We start from the raw sequence: 18,584 nt of genomic DNA, 5'->3' as shown, positions 1-18,584 counted from the left end.
GGCCTGACCCCGAGTCAGATACGGACGGAGCAGACCGTGCAATTTTAGTGCCCGGACACTCTGCTCCCCATCCCGCCTTCGGGGGAAAGGAGGCTGTGGAGGGAGGGGAATCACGCGAAAAGCCGCTATTAGGCACCTCTCAGGAGCGTCCACTATCGTAAGACGTCCGTGTCTGTTGCTTCCCGGCCCCGACAAGCGGTGGCAGTCGTTGTGATTCGCAGCCATCGGCAGGCAACACAGGAGGGTTTTACGTGCGTTTCGTCTTTGCCATTTTGGCATTCGTCCTCGCCGCGCTGATGATCGCATTCGGCATCGCGCAGCGGACAGTCTTTCTCGAACCTGCTTCCACGAGCCTGAGCGCGACGGTCGACGACGGTGCGCCGTACGCGGTGATCGACGGCGCGGCCCTGGGCACGTTCCCCGGCAGCCAGACCATCACGGTTTCCGGCTCCGACAGCGTCTTCGTCGCCTACGCGCGTACCGCGGACATCCAGGCCTGGATCGGCGCTGACGAGTACGCGGCGGTGGGCCTCGATGCCGACACCGGGAAATTGACTGTTACCCCGGCGACGGGAACCGCCGTCACGCCGGCGGCGGAAACCGAAGCGGCCCCGCTGGCCACCGACCCTGCCGGCTCCGACCTGTGGTTGGAGGAGTACACCGGTGACCGGTCGCTGACCACCACGATCAGCGCGCCGGCCGGGATCTCGGTGCTTGTCGCCTCCGACGGGACCGCCCCGGCGCCGACGGATATCACCGTGGCCTGGCCGACGGACAACGCGACACCGTGGGCCGGTCCGCTGATCGTCGGGGGAGCTCTCATCGGTCTGCTCGGCTTCGTGATCTACCTGCTGGGCCTGTTGCACTTCCGCCGGTCCCGCCGTCCGCGGCGCAACGTGCCGCGCGGGCCGCGCATGCCCAGGCTGCCCCGGGTGCCGCGCCCCAAGACCATCAAGGCGAGCGAGATCACCGGTCCACGCCGGTCGATCGGCCGGTCCATGATCGCCGTTCCCCTCGTGCTGGTCTCCGGCCTGGTGCTCAGCGGATGTTCGCCGGAGTTCTGGCCGACCGTCGCTCCGGAGGCCGCCGCCACCGCAACGGCGACGCCCTCGCCCAGCGCCGAGGATATCGAGGCTCCCGTGGCCGACGAGGCTCCGGAGCCCGCTGTGACGGTGCCGCAACTCGAGCGCATCGTTGGCGACATTGTCGCGCTCACGGCGGAGGCCGACGCGAACCTGGATGCCGACAGCCTGGCCACCCGGTTCACCGGCCCCGCGCTCGAGCAGCGTCTGGCCAACTACAAGGTCCGCGCCGCCGATGCGTCGTACGCGGCGACCGTGGCGCTGCCGGATTCCCCGCTGACGCTGACGCTTCCCCAACAGACCGATGCCTGGCCGCGCGTGGTCATGACGGTGCTGCAGTCGGCTGATGAGGCCTCGGTGCCCACCATGGCGCTTATTCTCAAGCAGGAATCTCCGCGGGAGAACTACCTGGTCGAGTACGCCGTCCAGCTCGAGGCATCCGCCAAGGTTCCGAGTGTGGCCCCGGCCACCATCGGAGCACCGCTGATCGCCCCCGACAACAAGTTCATGTCGATGGCGCCCAACGCTGTTGGCCCGGCCTACGCCGACATCCTGCTGAAAGGCGAGGCGAGCCCGTCGTTCCCGCTCTTCGAAGCCAAGGGCGACACCGCCCGCACCCAGCTGGGCTTGGAGTACAAGGAGAAGCAGCTGTTGGAGCTTGAGGACACCGGCACGATGGAGTTCACCAATGCCGTTGGGAGTGGCGAGATCATTGCCCTTGCCACGAACGACTCCGGCAGTATCGTGGCCGTGAGTGTGAACGAGATCACCACGGTGACTCCCGTCGCGGGCAAGGCGACCATCACCCCGAAGGAAGGCCCGAGCAAGGCGCTCTCCGGTATCGAGGAGACCACCAAGGGCATCCAGAGCACCTATAGCGAGCAGCTCCTGTTCCACGTGCCTGCCGCCAATTCAACCGACAAAATCGTTCTCCTTGGCTTTAGTCAGGGACTGATCAATTCCGTGGAGCTTCCATGACCGTTGTCCCCCCAGCCGGCGCCAACCTGCGCGGCGCCGTCGACCTGTCCTCGCTCGTGAACCGCCCACCGGCGGCCGCGGCCGGCGTGAGCACCGGGACCGCGCCGGATGGCGCCGTCGCCGGTGTCGTTCCGGTACCGAATTTGGTGCTCGAGGGTACCGACACCAACTTCGCGGAGCTGCTGGAACTGTCGAAGATCGTGCCGGTGATTGTGGACCTGTGGGCCACCTGGAGCGAGCCGGCCACCCAGCTCACCCCGGTGATCGAGAACCTGATCAGGGAGTACAACGGCCGCTTCGTGCTGGCCACCGTCGACATCGACACGAACCCGCAGCTCGCCCAGGCGTTCCAGGCCACGTCGGTGCCGACCCTCGCCGCGGTGATCAACGGTCAGCCGGTTCAGCTTTTCGACGGGGTACTCCCCGTGGTGCAGATCCGCGAGGTTTTCGAGCGGGTGCTTGAGCTGGCCGCTCAGCACGGTGTGGCCGGGGTGGCCGAGGCCGCCGAGACGCCCGCCGGCCCGCCGGCCGAGCCCGTCGAACCCGAACTGCCACCGCATCACCGCGAGGCCTACGAGGCCATCGAGCGCGGCGACTACGCCGCCGGCATCGACATCTACAAGCTCGCCCTGGCCCGCGACCCCCGCGACACCATGGCCACCGCCGGTCTCGCCCAGGTCAGCCTGCTCGCCCGGCTGCAGGGCAAGACCATCGCCGAGGTGCGTTCGGCTGCCGCTGACGACCCGGCGAACCTGGACGCTCAACTCCTCGTGGCCGACCTGGACCTGTCCGGTGGACACATCGAGGACGCCTTCGACAGGCTGCTGGGCCTGTTCCCCGGCCAGGATGCTGCGGGCAAGAACGTCATCCGCCAGCGCATGCTCGAGTTGTTCGAGGTCGTCGGTACCGATGACCCGCGCGTGCCGCCGGCCCGCAAACGCCTCACCGCGCTGCTCTACTAAACGCGGGAACGCGAAAGCGCCCGTGTGGCTGCCTCAGGCGACTGAGGCGACCAGGCGGGCGCTTTCGCGTGGCCTGAGCGATGTCAGCGGCGCAGGCGCAGCCAGAGGGCGCCGAGCGGCGGCAGGGTGAGGGTGGCGGATGCCGGCCGGCCGGCCCACGGCTCGGCGAACGCGGTCACCTCACCGAGGTTGCCGACCCCGGAGCCGCCGAAGTTCTCGGCATCGGTGTTGAGGATCTCCTCCCAGGCGCCGGGCAGGGGCAGCCCCACCCTGTAGCCGGTGTGCGGGGCTCCGGAGAAGTTGTACAGGCAGACCACCGGCGTGCCGTCGTGGTCCCAGCGCACGAAGCTGACCACGTTCTCCGCAGCGGCGCCGCCGTCGAGCAGCTCGAACCCGCCGGGTTCGTTGTCACGCTCCCAGAGGCTGGGCGTGTCCCGGTACACCCGGTTGAGCTGGCCGACGAGGTTGAACAGGCCACGGTGACCGGGCTGGTCGAGCATCCACCAGTCCAGTCCGCGCTCTTCACTCCACTCGGACCGCTGGCCGAACTCCTGCCCCATGAACAGGAGCTGCTTGCCCGGGTGCGCCCACATGAATGCGAGGTAGACCCGCACGTTGGCGAGCTGCTGCCACGGATCTCCTGGCATCTTGCCGATCAGGGAGCCCTTGCCGTGCACAACCTCGTCGTGGCTGATCGGCAGCAGGAAGTTCTCGCTGAACGCATAGACGAACGAGAAGGTGATCTCGTTGTGGTGGTACGCGCGGTGCATCGGGTCTTCGCTCATGTACTCGAGCGAGTCGTGCATCCAGCCCATGTTCCACTTCAGCCCGAAGCCCAGGCCGCCGCCGGAGGTGGCCGCGGTGACACCGGGCCAGTTGGTGGATTCCTCGGCGATCATGATGGTGCCGGGGTTGCGCTTGTATGCCGTCGCGGTGATCTCCTGCAGCAGGCTGATCGCCTCGAGGTTTTCCCGGCCGCCGAACTTGTTGGGTTCCCACTCGCCGTCCTTGCGCGAGTAGTCCAGGTACAGCATCGAGGCGACCGCGTCCACCCGGAGGGCGTCGATGTGGAACTCCTCGAGCCAGTACAGCGCATTGGCGACGAGGAAATTGCGCACCTGCATCTGGCCGAAGTCGAAGACGTAGGTGCCCCAGTCCATCTGCTCACCGCGGCGCGGGTCCGGGTGCTCGTACAGGGCCTGCCCGTCGAAGCGGGCCAGGGCGAACTCATCCTTGGGGAAGTGTCCCGGAACCCAGTCCATGATCACGCCGATGCCGGCCTGGTGCAGCCGGTCGATCAGGTAGCGCAGGTCGTCGGGGTGGCCGAACCGGCTCGTCGGAGCGTAGTAGCCGGTGACCTGGTAGCCCCAGGAGCCCCCGAACGGGTGCTCGGACAGCGGCATGAACTCCACGTGCGTATACGCGAGTTCTTCGAGGTAGCTGATCAACTCGTCGGCCAGGGCCCGGTAGCCCAGCCCGGGCCGCCAGGAGCCCACGTGCATCTCGTACACGCTCATGGCCCGGTTGTGCGGGTCGGTGGCGCTGCGTTCGGCCAGCCAGGCGGCATCCTGCCAGGTGTAGGCGGTCTCGCCCACCACCGACGCGGTCAGCGGCGGCACCTCGGTGTAACGGGCCATCGGGTCGGCCTTCTGCACCCACTCGCCGGCCTGGGTGAGGATCTCGAACTTGTAGTTGGAGCCAGCGGTCAGGCCGGGCACGAAGAGTTCCCAGACGCCGGTGCTGCCCATGTTGCGCATCGAGTGCAGCACGCCGTACCAGCTGTTGAAGTCACCGATCACGCGCACGGCACGGGCGTGTGGCGCCCAGACCGAGAACGAGGTGCCGCTGACAGGCTTGGTCACGCCGGTGAAGGTGCGCACGTGGGCGCCCAGTACGTCCCAGAGACGTTCGTGCCGGCCCTCGCCGATCAGGTGCAGGTCGAGCTCGCCGAGCGTGGGCCGGTAACGGTAGGGATCGTCGCTGATCCAGGCCGGTCCGCCCTCGTAGTGCGCTTCGATCTCGTAGTCCTGCGGGCCGATGGTGCTGACACCCTGCCAGATGCCGTAGCCCAGATGGGACAGTTCGACGCGGGCGCCGGTGGACAGCACCGCGACGACCTCGATGGCCAGGGGACGCAGGACCCGGATGACCGTGATCGGGTCGGTGATGTTCGGCAGGTCCAGCAGGTGCTGGCCGAGCACCTCGTGCGGGTTGTAGTACGAGCCGACCGAGACCGTCTCGAGGATGTGCGCTGAGAAGGTGGGCAGTTCGTCGGCGGGGCGGCCGGTGGCGTGTTTCATTCGGCCAGTCCGTTCTGGTTCGGTGCCTGTGGGATCCGCACGTGCAGGATGTGCACGGGTTCGGTGAAGGCGTCCAGGCGCACGAAGTTGTCCGCGGACCAGGTCCACACGGCGCCGGTGATGAGGTCCTCGACCTCGAAGTGGGAGCCGAGGGGGAGACCGAACCTGGTCACATCCAGGTGCACCACGGTCTCACGCACCGAATGCGGGTCGACGTTGGCGACGATGATGAGCGCGTCGGTGCGACCGTCGTCGGTGAACTCACCGGCCAGGTACTTGCTGTAGACGAGGATCGAGTCGTCGTCGCTGGAGTGGATGTCGAGGTTGCGCAGCTGACGCAGGGCCGGGTGGGCGGCACGGATGCGTCCCAGCTGGGCCAGGAACGGCGCCAGCGACCTGCCGAGCGCTTCAGCCTTCGCGAAGTCGCGGGGCCGAAGCTCGTACTTCTCGTTGTCGATGTTCTCTTCGGCACCGGGACGGGCGACGCTCTCGTAGAGTTCGAAGCCCGCGTACAGGCCCCAGGTGGGCGCCGCCGTCGCGGCCAGGGCCGCACGGATCTTGAACGCCGCCGGTCCGCCGAACTGGAGGTACTCGGAGAGGATATCGGGAGTGTTCACGAACAGGTTCGGGCGCAGGAAGTCCGCGGTGTCGTGGGCCAAGTCGTCGAAGAACTCCTCGAGCTCCTCCTTGGTGTTGCGCCAGGTGAAGTAGGTGTACGACTGCTGGAAGCCGACCTTGGCCAGGCCCTGCAGCAGCGCCGGACGGGTGAACGCCTCGGCCAGGAACACCACGTCGGGCGATTCCCGGTTGATGGTGCCGATCAGCCACTCCCAGAAGTCCAACGGCTTGGTGTGCGGATTGTCGACCCTGAAGATGTTCACGCCAACGCCGACCCAGTAGCGCACCAAGCGCAGCACCTCGGCACGGATGCCGGCGGGATCGTTGTCGAAGTTGATCGGGTAGATGTCCTGGTACTTCTTCGGCGGGTTCTCGGCGTAGGCGATGGTGCCGTCCGGCAGCGTGGTGAACCACTCCGGGTGCTCGGTGACCCAGGGGTGGTCCGGCGAGGCCTGCAGGGCCAGGTCGATGGCGACCTCGATGCCCTCCGTGCGGGCGGCGTCGAGGAAGAAGCTGAAGTCGTCAATGGTGCCGAGCTCCGGGTGGATGGCGTCGTGTCCGCCGGCAGCCGAGCCGATCGCCCACGGCGAACCCGGGTCGTTCTCGCCGGCGTCGAGGGTGTTGTTCGGGCCCTTGCGGAAGGACCGGCCGATCGGGTGGATCGGCGGCAGGTACAACACGTCGAAGCCCATCGCGGCGACGCCGGGCAGGCGGGCGGCCGCGGTGCGGAAGGTTCCGCTCTGCCAGCTGCCGTCTTCTCGCCGCACGGCGCCCTCCGAGCGGGGGAAGAACTCGTACCAGGAGCCGACGCCGGCGCGGGTGCGTTCGACCCGCACGGTGCGCTCGGCGGAGAACGAGTCGAGACTGGCGAGGGGGCGCACGACTGCTGCCGCGGCCAGGGCCGGATCGGTGACGACGGCCAGCCGGACCGCGAGGGGGAGCTTCGTATTGGCCAGGGTCTTGGCGGCGGCGGCGAACAGCCGACGTTCCACGGTGGGACGCTTGAGGTCCTTGCCGGCGGAGGCCAGCAGTGTCGAACCGATCAGGAACATCAGCTCGACGTCTATGCCGGCGGGGATCTTGATGGCGGCGTTGTGCACCCAGGTGGTGAAGTCATCCGCGTAGGCACGCACCCTGTAGGTGTACGAGCCCTGCAGGTCCAGGCGCACCTGGGCCTCGTACCTGTCGGTGCCCGGGGCGCCGGGGCGCATCGGATGCTGGGTCTGGGTGCCGTCCGGCGCCGTGAGATGCAGCATCACGCCGATGGCGTCATGCCCCTCCCTGAAGGCGGTCGCACCGAACGGCACGACCTCGCCGGCGAAAGCCTTCGCCGGCCAGAGATTGTCGTTCAGCTGCGGGGACAGGTCGAGGACGGGGATTCGACCGACTTTGGTCGGAACATCCGCGATGCTCGGAGTTGAGAGGGCGGTACCGGTTCGTTTTGGTGTCTTAGCCACAAGACGACCGTAGCGCGAACGGGGGCCGAATCGGTGGTCACACGCGCGCACACCTGTTACCCGGTGGACACGTTGCGCCCCTAAAGTAAGGTTCGTGAAGGCGATCCGTAAATTTACCGTCCGTGCAGTCCTGCCAGAGTCGCTTGCCGCGCTCGATGAGCTGGCCGGCAACTTGCGCTGGTCCTGGCACGAGCCCACCCGGCAGCTCTTCGAGCACATCGCCCCGGAGCTGTGGCGCAGCATCGGCACCGACCCCGTCGCCCTGCTCGGCGCCGTCGACCCGGCCCGGCTGGCGGAACTCGCCCTGGACCACGACTACGTCGCCGGCGTCAACCTGGTGCGCGACGACCTGCGCGCCTACCTCAACGAACCGCGCTGGTATCAGGGCCTCGAGGGGGCGAAGCCGGCGTCGATCGCGTACTTCTCGCCCGAGTTCGGCATCGCGGCGGCGCTGCCGCAGTACTCCGGCGGCCTGGGTATCCTGGCCGGGGACCACCTCAAGAGCGCCTCGGACCTCGGTGTTCCACTCGTCGGCGTTGGCCTGTTCTACAAGGCCGGCTACTTCAGCCAGGCGATCTCGAGCGACGGTTGGCAGCTGGAGAGCTACCCGCTGCTGGACCCCGACGGTCTGCCCCTGTCGGTGCTGCGCCGGGCGGACGGTTCGCCGGTGCAGGTGTCCCTCGCCCTGCCGGACGACCGAACCCTGCACGCTCGCGTGTGGGAGGCCAGGGTCGGCCGCATCCGGCTGCTGATGCTGGACACCGATATCCCGGAGAACACCGACGAACTGCGCCAGGTGACCGACAGGCTCTATGGCGGCGGCGGCGAACACCGGCTGCTGCAGGAACTGCTGCTCGGCATCGGCGGGGCCCGTGCCGTGCGCCTGTGGAGCCACCTCAACGGCCGCGACGAGCCCGAGGTGTTCCACACCAACGAGGGACACGCCGGATTCCTCGGCTTGGAACGCATCTCCAGCCTCATCGGTGAGGGTCTGAGCTTCGCCGAGGCGTTGCAGGTAGCCCGTGCCGGCACCGTTTTCACCACGCACACCCCGGTGGCTGCCGGAATCGACAGGTTCGAAACCTCCCTCGTGCGCCGCTACTTCGAGACCGACCTGCTGCCCGGTGTGGCCGTGGACGACCTGCTGGGTCTGGGCGCCGAGAGCTACCCGGGCGGGTCGCCGGATGTCTTCAACATGGCCATCATGGGCCTGCGGCTCGGACAGCACGCCAACGGCGTCTCGAAGCTGCACGGTGAGGTGAGCCGGCGCATGTTTAGCGGCCTCTGGCCGGGCTTCGACGCCAGCGAGGTGCCGATCACCTCGATCACCAACGGGGTGCACGCCCCCACCTGGACGGACCCGGCGCTGAAGGCCCTCGCCGCGAATCGGCTCGGTACCACCGACACCTCCACGGCCGACTGGGCATCGCCCGCGGTGAGCGACCAGGACCTCTGGGAGGTGCGCGGCGATATGCGCCGCCAGTTCGTCGAGGACGCCCGTCGCCGCATCGGCGCGGCCTGGCTGGTGCAGAACCCCGGCGGTCTGGTGCCGGCGTGGATCAACCAGGTCTTCGACCCCAACGTGCTCACCATCGGCTTCGCCCGTCGGGTGCCCACCTACAAGCGGCTCACCCTGATGCTGCACGATCCCGAGCGGCTGCGCGCCCTGCTGCTGCACCCCGAGCACCCCGTGCAGATCGTCATCGCCGGCAAGTCGCACCCCGCCGACGAGGAGGGCAAGCGGCTGATCCAGCGGATCGTGCAGTTTGCCGCCGATCCTGAGCTGCGCACCCGCATCGCGTTCCTGCCCGACTACAACATCGGTATGGCTCAGCTGATGTACCCGGGCACCGACGTGTGGCTGAACAATCCGCTGCGCCCGCTCGAGGCCTGCGGCACCTCCGGCATGAAGGCGGCCCTGAACGGCGCCCTCAACCTGTCCATCCTCGACGGCTGGTGGCCGGAGTACTTCGACGGTCAGAACGGCTGGGCCATTCCCTCTGCCGACGCGAGCACCAACTCCGCCGAGCGCGACCGCCTCGAGGCCGACGCCCTGTACGAGCTCATCGAACACCAGGTGGCGCCGCCGTTCTACGAGCGCAACGCCGATGGCGTGCCCGAACGCTGGGTCGCCAACATCCGCCAGACCCTGGCCGGGCTCTCGCCCGAGTTGAACGCCGGCCGGATGGTGCGCGAATACGTGGAGAAGCTCTACCGCCCCGCCGGTGTCTCCGAGGCGCGGCTCTCGGCCAACAACTTCCGGGCGGCCCGCGAACTCGCGGAATGGAAGGCCCGCATCGGGGGAGCCTGGCCCGGCGTGGCCGTCGAGCACGTGGAGTCCGGTGGCGTCGCCCCGGTGCCGCAGGTGGGCGATGAACTGCGCCTGCGCGCGCACGTGCAGTTGAACGGCCTCGCACCCGAGGACGTGACGGTGCAGGTCGTCTACGGCAGGAGCACCGGCGGTGACGACCTCACCGACGTCAGCACCCAGGCCCTCGAGCCGATCAACGACGTGCTGGGGCAGGACGCGACCGAAACCGTGACGCCCGGCGCGCCCACCCTGTTCACCGGAACCGTCGAACTCGACAGGTCCGGCGGCTTCGGCTACACCGTCAGGGTCGTGCCGCGGAACGACCTGCTGATCAGCGCGGCCGAGATGGGGCTGGTGGCCGTCGCCGGCTGACCTCGCCCGCGGGCCGGCGTCGTCAGCGGTCCCGGCCGATCGCGGCCACGACGGCGGCGGTGACGGAGACGAGGTCGGCGGGGGAGAGCTCGAGGTCGAAGCCGCGGCGGCCGCCGGAGACGAAGACCGAGTCGAAGAGCTCGGCCGTCTCGTCGAGCACCGTCGTCAGCCGGGTCTTCTGTCCGATCGGGCTGATGCCGCCCACGACGTAGCCCGTTTTGCGCTCGGCCACCTTGGGGTCGGCCATGACGGCTTTCTTCGCGCCGACCGCCGCGGCGAGGGCCTTGAGGTCCAGCTGACCGGAGACGGGCACGATCGCCACGACGAGGGCACCGTCGGCGTCCGCCAAGAGGGTCTTGAACACCTGGTCGGGATCCAGCCCGAGCTTGTCCGCCGCCTCGAGGCCGTAGCCGGCCACCGCCGCATCATGCGGGTAGTGGTGGGCGGTGAACCGGATGCCGGCGTGCAGCAGCGCCACAGTGGCGGGTGTGCCGCCGGCATCCGGCTTGGTCATGCCCGGGCTTCCTCGGCCCGCAACAGCAGCATCGAGGTACCCCCCATGGTGAGGCGGGCGCCCGGCATGTGCGAACTCTGCACCTCGCGGATGTCGTCGTGACTGGAGTCCCAGAGCACCGTGTAGCTGGAGACCCCGGAGTGGATGGGCAGGGTCACCTCGGTGGGCGACTCCAGGCCGTGAACGATCAGGAGGATGCGGTTGAACGCCTCGTGCTCGGGGGTGCTGGCCGCGAGATACTGCAGGGTGCGTTCCTGGGGGGAGTTCCAATCGGCCTCCGACATCGAGGCTCCGGCGGCGTTGTACCAGTCCATCTGGCTGGCGCTGGGGGTGGTCTGGCCCGGCCGGCCGAACCTCACGGGGCGCAGGGCCGGGTTCTCCCGGCGCAGGGCAAGCAACTGCCGGGTGATCCGGTGCAGGTCCTGCTGCCAGTCGTCGAAGTTCCAGTCCAGCCAGGTGAGCTCGCTGTCGTGGCAGTAGGCGTTGTTGTTTCCGCGTTGGCTGCGACCGAACTCGTCCCCGGCGGTGAGCATCGGCACACCCGCGGAGAGCAACAGGGTGCCGAGCAGGTTGCGCATCGCCCGCCGACGGGTACGCAACACCGTGACATCGCGAGTGGGCCCCTCGACACCGTGGTTGAACGAGTTGTTCCCGTCGGTGCCGTCCCGGTTCGCCTCACCGTTGCCGACGTTGTGCTTCACGTTGTACGCGGTGAGGTCCGCCATGGTGAAACCGTCGTGGGCGGTGATGAAGTTCAGCGAGGCGACCGGGCCGCGCTCCAGCGAGAAGGTGTTGGCCGACCCGGCCAGACGGGAGGCGAACCGGCCGATGCCGCTGTCTGAGGTCGAGTGGTTGCGCACGGCGGCGACGTCTGTGAGCCAGAAGGACCGCATCCGGTCGCGGTACCGGTCGTTCCACTCCGACCAGCCGGTCGGGAAGTTGCCGGTCTGCCAGCCGCCCATGCCCACGTCCCACGGTTCCGCGATGAGCTTCACCCCGGCCAGTTCCGGGTCGTCGCGGATGGCGGTGAGCAGAGGGTGGTCCGGCGTGTAGTGCACGTTCTCGTCGCGTGCGAGGGTCGCGGCCAGGTCGAACCTGAACCCGTCGATCTGCACCTCGTTGGCCCAGTACCGCAGAGAGTCCAGCACCAGTCGCATCGGCACGTCGTGGCCGAAGTTGACCGTGTTGCCGCAGCCGGTGACGTCGATGTAATGACCCTTGGCGTTCTGCCGGTAGTAGGTGGCGTTGTCGATGCCCCGCAGGCTCGTGACCGGTCCGGCCGGGCCCTCCTCGGCGGTGTGGTTGTACACAACGTCGAGGATGACCTCGAGGCCGGCCTCGTGCAGCAGTTTGACCATGCCCTTGAACTCGCGCAGCACCGCCTCCGGCCCCTCGGACTGGGAGGCCTGCGTGGCGTAGTCGGCGTGAGGGGTGAAGAAGTTGAGGGTGTTGTAGCCCCAGTAGTTCGACAGGCCCTGCTTGATCAGGCGCTGTTCGGAGACGAACGACTGCACCGGCAGCAGTTCAACGGCGGTCACCCCGAGGTTCTTGAGGTACGCGATGGTGCTCTCGTGTGCCAGTCCGGCGTAGGTGCCGCGGAGTTCAACGGGCATGGCCGGGCTGAGCTTGCTCAGGCCCCGGACGTGCGCCTCGTAGACCACGGTGTGATCCATCGGCGTGTTGGGCTTGACGGCTCCGGCCCAGTCGAAGGCGTCGTCGACCATGGTGGACTGCCATTGGTCGGGTCCCACCCGGGCCAGACCCCGGGCGTACGGGTCGATCAGGGTCTTCTCGGGGTGGAACGAGTGCGTGGGACCGGCTGGACCGGAGACCCGGATGCCGTAGCGGCGGCCCGCGGTGAGGGTGCGGCTACGGCCGACCCAGACGTTGTGGGCGTCGCGCACCATGGGTACGGTGCGCACGATCCAGTTGGGGTCGGTGTGGTCGAAGATGCACAGTTCGATGGCCTCGGCGTGTTCGGACCAGACGCGGAGTTCCCCGCCATTGCTCGTAGCGCGGACGCCCAGATTGCGGAGGGTGTCTGCTGAAGTCATGAGATCTAGAGTAATCAGTGCGGACGGTGTATAAAGACCAGCCCGCACCGGCCCATCCACGGGACCCGAACCAGCCAGGAGGCGAGCACATGTCGGTGCATTTTGACCACGCGTATCTCGACCACGCCGCGACGGCACCGATGCTGCCGGCCGCCATCACCGCGTACGCGGAGGCGATGGCTGTCGTCGGCAATCCGGCGTCCATCCACAGCCAGGGCCAGAACGCCAAACGGATGCTCGAGGAGGCCCGCGAACGGGTCGCCGCGAGCGTGCACTCCGACCCCATCGAGATCGTCTTCACCGGCAGCGGCACTGAATCGGTGAACCTGGCCATCAAGGGCCTGTACTGGGCCCGGGCGCCCCGCACCCGGATCCTCGTGCCCGGCGGAGAGCACCACGCCACCGTCGACACCGTGGAATGGCTCGCCCAGCAGGAGGGTGCGACGGTCCAGTGGATCCCGCTGGACACGCTGGGCCGCATCGACCTCGCCGCCCTCGCCGCGGCCATCGCTGAGGACCCCGAGGATGTGGCCCTGGTGACCCTGCTGGCCGCCAACAACGAGGTGGGCACCCTGCAGCCCGTCGAAGACGTCGCGGCGCTCGCCGCGGCACACGGCATCCCGGTGCACGTGGACGCCATCTCCGCCTACGGTCACGTGCCCATCGACTTCGCTGCCCTGCACGCCACCGGAGTGTCGGCGCTGAGCGTCTCGGCGCACAAGATCGGCGGCCCCGTCGGCATCGGCGCCCTGGTGCTGTCCCGCACGATCACCGTGGTGCCGCTGATCCACGGCGGCGGCCAACAGCGCAAGGTACGCAGCGGCACCCAGGACGTGGCGGCGGCGGTGTCGTTCGCGGTCGCGGCGACAGCCATGACCGCCGACCTCGACGCCGAGAACCGGCGCCTGCGAGTGCTGCGCGACAGTGTGATCGCCGGCGTTCGCGCCGCGGTGCCCTCCGCCGTCTACAACGGCGACCCCGACTCTGCAGATTCGGGCACAGCCGGGCGTCTGCCCGGCAACGCCCACTTCACCTTCCCCGGCTGCGAAGGCGACTCGCTCCTGTTCCTGCTCGACGTCGCCGGGGTGTCGGTCTCCACGGGATCCGCCTGCCAGGCCGGCATCCCGGAGCCATCGCACGTGCTGCGTGCCATGGGCCGTAGCGAGGCCGAGGCCCGCAGCGCCCTGCGGATCACGCTGGGCCGCACCTCGACCCAGGCCGACGTCGACGCCTTGCTGACGGCGCTGCCGGTGGCCTGGGCGCAGGCGATCGGCGCGGGAATGGCCGACTCGGCGCCGCGTGCGTACACTTAACCAGTGAAGATTCTGGCAGCAATGAGCGGTGGGGTGGATTCCGCCGTGGCCGCAGCCCGCGCGGTCGAGGCAGGGCACGAGGTGGTCGGGGTGCACCTGGCCCTGTCGCGCATGCCCGGCACGCTCCGCACCGGCAGCCGCGGCTGCTGCACCGTCGAGGACTCGATGGACGCCCAACGGGCCGCGAACATCATCGGCATCCCGTATTACGTGTGGGACTTCTCCGAGCGGTTCAAGCTCGACGTCGTCGACGACTTCATCGCCGAGTACGCCGCCGGACGCACCCCCAACCCGTGCATGCGCTGCAACGAGAAGATCAAGTTCGCCGCCCTCCTCGAGAAGGCCCTGGCACTCGGGTTCGACGCCGTCTGCACCGGCCACTACGCCTCGATCGTGACGGATGCCGACGGCAACCGGGAACTGCACCGGGCCAGCGCCTGGGCCAAGGACCAGTCCTACGTGCTGGGCGTGCTCACCAAGGAGCAGCTCGCGCACTCGATGTTCCCTCTGGGCGACACGCCGTCCAAGGCCGAGGTACGCGCAGAGGCCGCCGAACGCGGATTCTCGGTGGCGAACAAGCCCGACTCCTACGACATCTGCTTCATCCCCGACGGTGACACCCGCGGTTGGCTCGGCGAGCGGGTCGCCCCGGAAACCGGCGACATCCTGGACCGCGAGGGCAACAAGCTCGGGCAGCACGAGGGCGCCGTGGCGTTCACCGTGGGACAGCGCAAGGGCCTCTCGATCGGCACCCCCGCCGCCGACGGCAAGCCCCGCTTCGTGCTCGAGGTACGCCCGGTGTCCAACACCGTGGTCGTGGGCCCCAAGGAGGCCCTGGCGATCAAGGAGATCGCCGGCACCAAGTACACCTGGGCCGGACTGCCCCCGGAGCACCCCGAGATCGAATTCGCCTGCGACGTGCAGATCCGTGCGCACGCCGACCCGGAGCCCGCCGTGGCCCAGGTCATCTGCGTGCCCGCCGACCCCTCCGCGACGCCGCCGGTCGAGGCGCACACCGAGCTGCGCATCCTGCCGACCGAGCCGCTGACCGGCGTGGCGCCGGGCCAGACCGCTGTGGTCTATGTGGGTACCCGGGTGCTCGGGCAGTGCACGATCGACCGCACGATCAGTGCCGTTCCGGTCAAAAGCGACAACGTTGCAGGCCCGGTTCCCGCCGACTCCGCGACGATCAATGCCTGACGCGACGGGAGCGTCACCGGCCGCCGCGCTGGCCGCCGCCGGCGAGGAGGCCGCCAGCCTGACCACGCGCATCCTCGAGGCCCGCGACGCCTACTACGAGCGTAACCAGGTCATCGTCTCCGACGCCGACTACGACGGCCTGATCCATCGCCTCGAAGAACTCGAACGGCTCTTCCCCGAACTCGCCAGCCAGGACAGCCCCACCCAGACCGTCGGCGGCCGCGCCGAGACCACCCTGTTCGACCCGGTGCAGCACGCCGAGCGGATGCTCAGCCTCGACAACGTGTTCTCCATCGAGGAGTTCGAGGCCTGGGCGGCCAAGGTGCAGGTGAGCGCCAACCGGGCCGTGCACTACCTCTGCGAACTCAAGATCGACGGCCTGGCCATCAACCTCCGCTACGAGAGGGGGGTGCTCGTCAGCGCCGCCACCCGCGGCGACGGCGTGGTCGGCGAAGACGTCACCGAGAATATCGCCCTGGTGCCCGGAATTCCCGCCCGGCTGAGCGGCACCGGGCATCCGCCGCTGATGGAGGTACGCGGAGAGGTCTTCTTCCCCGTCGAAGCGTTCCGGGAGCTCAATGCCGCGCAGAGCGCCGCGGGCGAGCGGGTGTTCGCCAATCCCCGCAACGCGGCCAGCGGGTCGCTCCGGCAGAAGGCCGAGAGCAAGAACGCCGACCAGCTTGCCCTGATGAAGGCCAGGCTCGGCCGGCTGCGGATGCTCGTGCACGGCATCGGCGCGTGGGCCCAGCCCGGCGCCGAGTCGCAGTCCGCCGTGTACGACCTGCTCGCCGGCTGGGGTCTGCCCACCAGCACCCACTACAGGGTCGTCGCGACGCCGGCAGAGGCATCCGCGTTCATCGAGTACTTCGGCGAGCACCGCGGCAGCGTGGAACACGAGATCGACGGCATCGTCATCAAGGTGGACGAGCTCGCCCTGCACGACGAACTCGGTGCCACCAACCGCGCGCCGCGCTGGGCGATCGCCTACAAGTACCCGCCGGAGCAGGTGAACACGAAGCTGCTCGACATCGTCGTGAGCGTGGGCCGCACCGGCCGGGCCACCCCGTTCGCCGTGATGGAACCCGTCAGGGTCGCCGGTTCCGTCGTGCGCCAGGCCACCCTGCACAATCAGGATGTCGTGAGGGCCAAGGGCGTGCTGATCGGCGACACCGTCGTGCTGCGGAAGGCCGGCGACGTGATCCCCGAGGTCCTCGGGCCGGTCGTGGAGCTGCGCGACGGCACCGAACGCGAATTCGTGATGCCAGCAGACTGCCCGGTCTGCGGCACTGGGCTGAAGGCCGCCAAGGACGGCGACATCGACCTGCGCTGCCCGAACGCGCGGAGCTGCCCGGCCCAGGTCTGCGGCCGGGTCGAGCACATCGGCTCGCGGGGTGCCCTCGACATCGAGGTGCTCGGCGAGGTGACCGCGGCGGCGCTGACCCAGCCCACGGTTCCCGAAACGCCGCCGTTGGACACCGAGGCCGGCCTTTTCGATCTCACCATCGAGGATCTGTTGCCGATCAGCGTGGTCGTGCGGGACCCCGAGACCGGCCTGCCCCGCGAGGACGAGGACGGCACCGTGCGTCAGCGCACCCCGTTCCGGCGGAACCCGTCCGCAGCCGAGAAGAAGGCGGGTCTGGACGGCCCGCAACCGTCGTCCAACGCCGTGAAGCTCATCGCCGAGATCGAACTGGCCAAGACCAAGCCGCTCTGGCGCATCCTGGTCTCACTCAACATCCGTCACGTCGGGCCGGTGGCCGCACGGGCCCTGGCGAACCACTTCGGCTCTCTCGACGCCATCCGTTCGGCGTCGCGCGACGAGCTGGCCGAGGTCGACGGAGTGGGCGGCATCATCGCCGACGCCGTGATCGACTGGTTCGAGGTGGACTGGCACCGCGACATCGTGGAGCGATGGGCAGCGGCCGGGGTGCAGTTCGCCACGCCGGGGCACCCGGGCCCCGGTGCCGCTGCGGCGGCCGGTGGAGTGCTCACCGGGCTGACCGTCGTGGCGACGGGCTCGCTGGAGGGCTTCACCCGCGAGGGCGCGTCGGAGGCGATCATCGCCGCCGGCGGCAAGAACGCCTCCAGCGTGTCGAAGAAGACCGACTACGTGGCCGCCGGCCCCGGCGCCGGCTCCAAACTGGCCAAGGCCGAAGCCCTGGGCGTGCGCATCATCGACGCCGACCAGTTCCGGCTGCTGCTCGAACACGGCCCGGCCGGCCTGCCAGACGCCGCCCCGGCGGATCCCCCGGCCGAGAGCGGTGCCGAACCTGAGCCAGTCGCCGCGGCCGAGCCCGGCCGCGACACCGACTAGGCTCCCGCCGGCGGTCGCTCGTCGTTCCGCTGTGCCCAGAGCGAAACTCTCTTGCCGGGGGGAGCGCTGGTTGGGTTAGCTGGCCGCATGCGATTCCTCATTCTCGGCGGAACGGCCTGGCTCGGCAGCACCATCGCGACGGCCGCGATGCACCACGGTCACAAGGTCACCTGCCTGGCCAGGGGCGAATCCGGGAACGCCCCGGCCGGCATCCGCTTCGTGCGGGGCGACCGCGACCAGGCCGGGGCGTACGCGGAGGTGGCGGCCGAAGACTGGGATGTGGTCGTGGATGTGTCGCGGCAGCCCGGGCAGGTCGCCTCGGCCGTGGCGGCGCTGGGCGACCGGGCCGCCGCGTACACCTTCGTATCGTCGGGAAACGTCTACGCCGACACCGCCGTGCCGGGCCAGGACGAGAGCGCTGAGCGTGTCGGTGCGCAGAGCGGTGACGTGATGGAGTCGATGGAGACCTACGGCGAGGCGAAGGTCGCCTGCGAGGACCGGCTCCTTGCGGGGTTCGGCGCCGACAGGTCGCTCATCGTGCGGTCGGGTCTGATCGGCGGACCCGGCGACGTCTCCGACCGCAGCGGGTACTGGCCACTGCGGTTCAGGGAGCCCGCCGGTGCCGACGGGAGTGTGCTCGTGCCCGACGTTCCGGGGCTGCTGGTTCAGGTGATCGACGTGCGCGACCTGGCGGAATGGATCGTCGACGCCGCCGAGGACCGCACAGCCGGGGTGTTCAACGCGACGGGGGAGACCGTGGCGCTGGCCGAACACCTGGCCGTGGCGAGGAGCGTGGCCGGACACACCGGCCCGGTCGTGGGCGCGGATGCCCGATGGCTACTGGATCACGAGGTCGGGCCGTGGTCGGGGCCACGGTCCCTGCCGCTGTGGTTGCCCCTGCCGGACTACGCCGGGTTCAATGCCCGAGACAGCGGTGCCGCCCGCGCCGCCGGACTGGTCACCCGCCCGCTCGCCGAGACCCTCGCTGACACGCTGCGCTGGGAGCGCCTCAGGGTGCCGCAGGGCCCGCGCCGGGCGGGACTGTCCGACGCCGACGAGGTGGCCCTGCTCGCCGCCCGCGCCGCCGGCTGATGCCCCCGCGCCCGCCC

At 69.1% G+C, this 18,584-nt stretch carries 11 protein-coding genes; 7 read left to right on the top strand and 4 right to left on the bottom strand.

Translation table 11 applies throughout. The annotated features are described in order from the left end of the window. The first annotated feature begins 251 nt into the window (after positions 1 to 251). Positions 252 to 2,060, top strand: a complete 1,809-nt coding sequence (locus E3T19_RS05770; protein ID WP_134408329.1) for a hypothetical protein — start codon at positions 252 to 254, stop codon at positions 2,058 to 2,060. Further along, on the top strand, positions 2,057 to 3,022 hold the full coding sequence (locus tag E3T19_RS05765) for a tetratricopeptide repeat protein (RefSeq protein ID WP_134408328.1): 966 nt from the start codon (positions 2,057 to 2,059) through the stop codon (positions 3,020 to 3,022). Before E3T19_RS05770 ends, E3T19_RS05765 begins: the two co-directional genes overlap by 4 nt. 83 nt (positions 3,023 to 3,105) lie before the next feature. On the opposite strand, the gene glgB is transcribed toward E3T19_RS05765, so the two are convergent. Further along, on the bottom strand, positions 3,106 to 5,322 hold the full coding sequence (gene glgB, locus E3T19_RS05760) for a 1,4-alpha-glucan branching protein GlgB (RefSeq protein ID WP_134408327.1): 2,217 nt from the start codon (positions 5,320 to 5,322) through the stop codon (positions 3,106 to 3,108). After that, on the bottom strand, positions 5,319 to 7,397 hold the full coding sequence (locus E3T19_RS05755; RefSeq protein ID WP_174776705.1) for a maltotransferase domain-containing protein: 2,079 nt from the start codon (positions 7,395 to 7,397) through the stop codon (positions 5,319 to 5,321). Before E3T19_RS05755 ends, glgB begins: the two co-directional genes overlap by 4 nt. Positions 7,398 to 7,491: 94 nt before the next feature. Between E3T19_RS05755 and glgP the strand changes: the two genes are divergently transcribed. Then, on the top strand, positions 7,492 to 10,080 hold the full coding sequence (gene glgP, locus E3T19_RS05750) for an alpha-glucan family phosphorylase (RefSeq protein ID WP_088456447.1): 2,589 nt from the start codon (positions 7,492 to 7,494) through the stop codon (positions 10,078 to 10,080). A 22-nt stretch (positions 10,081 to 10,102) separates the two neighbouring features. Here glgP and ybaK read toward each other — a convergent pair whose 3' ends face one another. Beyond that, the gene (gene ybaK / locus E3T19_RS05745; RefSeq protein ID WP_134408326.1) at positions 10,103 to 10,594 is read right to left on the bottom strand and encodes a Cys-tRNA(Pro) deacylase; all 492 of its coding nucleotides are present in this window, start codon (positions 10,592 to 10,594) and stop codon (positions 10,103 to 10,105) included. Next, positions 10,591 to 12,648, bottom strand: a complete 2,058-nt coding sequence (gene glgX, locus E3T19_RS05740; protein WP_088456445.1) for a glycogen debranching protein GlgX — start codon at positions 12,646 to 12,648, stop codon at positions 10,591 to 10,593. Before glgX ends, ybaK begins: the two co-directional genes overlap by 4 nt. A gap of 89 nt (positions 12,649 to 12,737) precedes the next feature. Between glgX and E3T19_RS05735 the strand changes: the two genes are divergently transcribed. The 4 genes from E3T19_RS05735 to E3T19_RS05720 all read left to right on the top strand — a co-directional run bounded on the left by E3T19_RS05735 (position 12,738) and on the right by E3T19_RS05720 (position 18,567). Then, positions 12,738 to 13,961, top strand: a complete 1,224-nt coding sequence (locus E3T19_RS05735; RefSeq protein ID WP_134408325.1) for a cysteine desulfurase family protein — start codon at positions 12,738 to 12,740, stop codon at positions 13,959 to 13,961. 3 nt (positions 13,962 to 13,964) lie between these two features. After that, positions 13,965 to 15,161, top strand: coding sequence for a tRNA 2-thiouridine(34) synthase MnmA (gene mnmA / locus E3T19_RS05730; RefSeq protein WP_198415727.1), 1,197 nt, complete (start codon positions 13,965 to 13,967; stop codon positions 15,159 to 15,161). Continuing rightward, positions 15,154 to 17,475, top strand: coding sequence for an NAD-dependent DNA ligase LigA (gene ligA, locus E3T19_RS05725; RefSeq protein ID WP_134408324.1), 2,322 nt, complete (start codon positions 15,154 to 15,156; stop codon positions 17,473 to 17,475). The genes mnmA and ligA overlap by 8 nt, the downstream gene beginning before the upstream one ends. 87 nt (positions 17,476 to 17,562) lie before the next feature. Then, a complete protein-coding gene (locus E3T19_RS05720) occupies positions 17,563 to 18,567 on the top strand; it encodes an NAD-dependent epimerase/dehydratase family protein (protein ID WP_088456441.1) in 1,005 nt (334 codons plus the stop codon). The last annotated feature ends 17 nt before the right edge of the window (positions 18,568 to 18,584 follow it).

This window comes from Cryobacterium sp. TMT4-31 (assembly GCF_004403385.1).
Taxonomy (GTDB): Bacteria; Actinomycetota; Actinomycetes; order Actinomycetales; family Microbacteriaceae; genus Cryobacterium; species Cryobacterium zongtaii.
The sequence above is the reverse complement of the archived record's forward strand: the minus strand, read 5'-3'. Positions and strand labels throughout refer to the sequence as shown.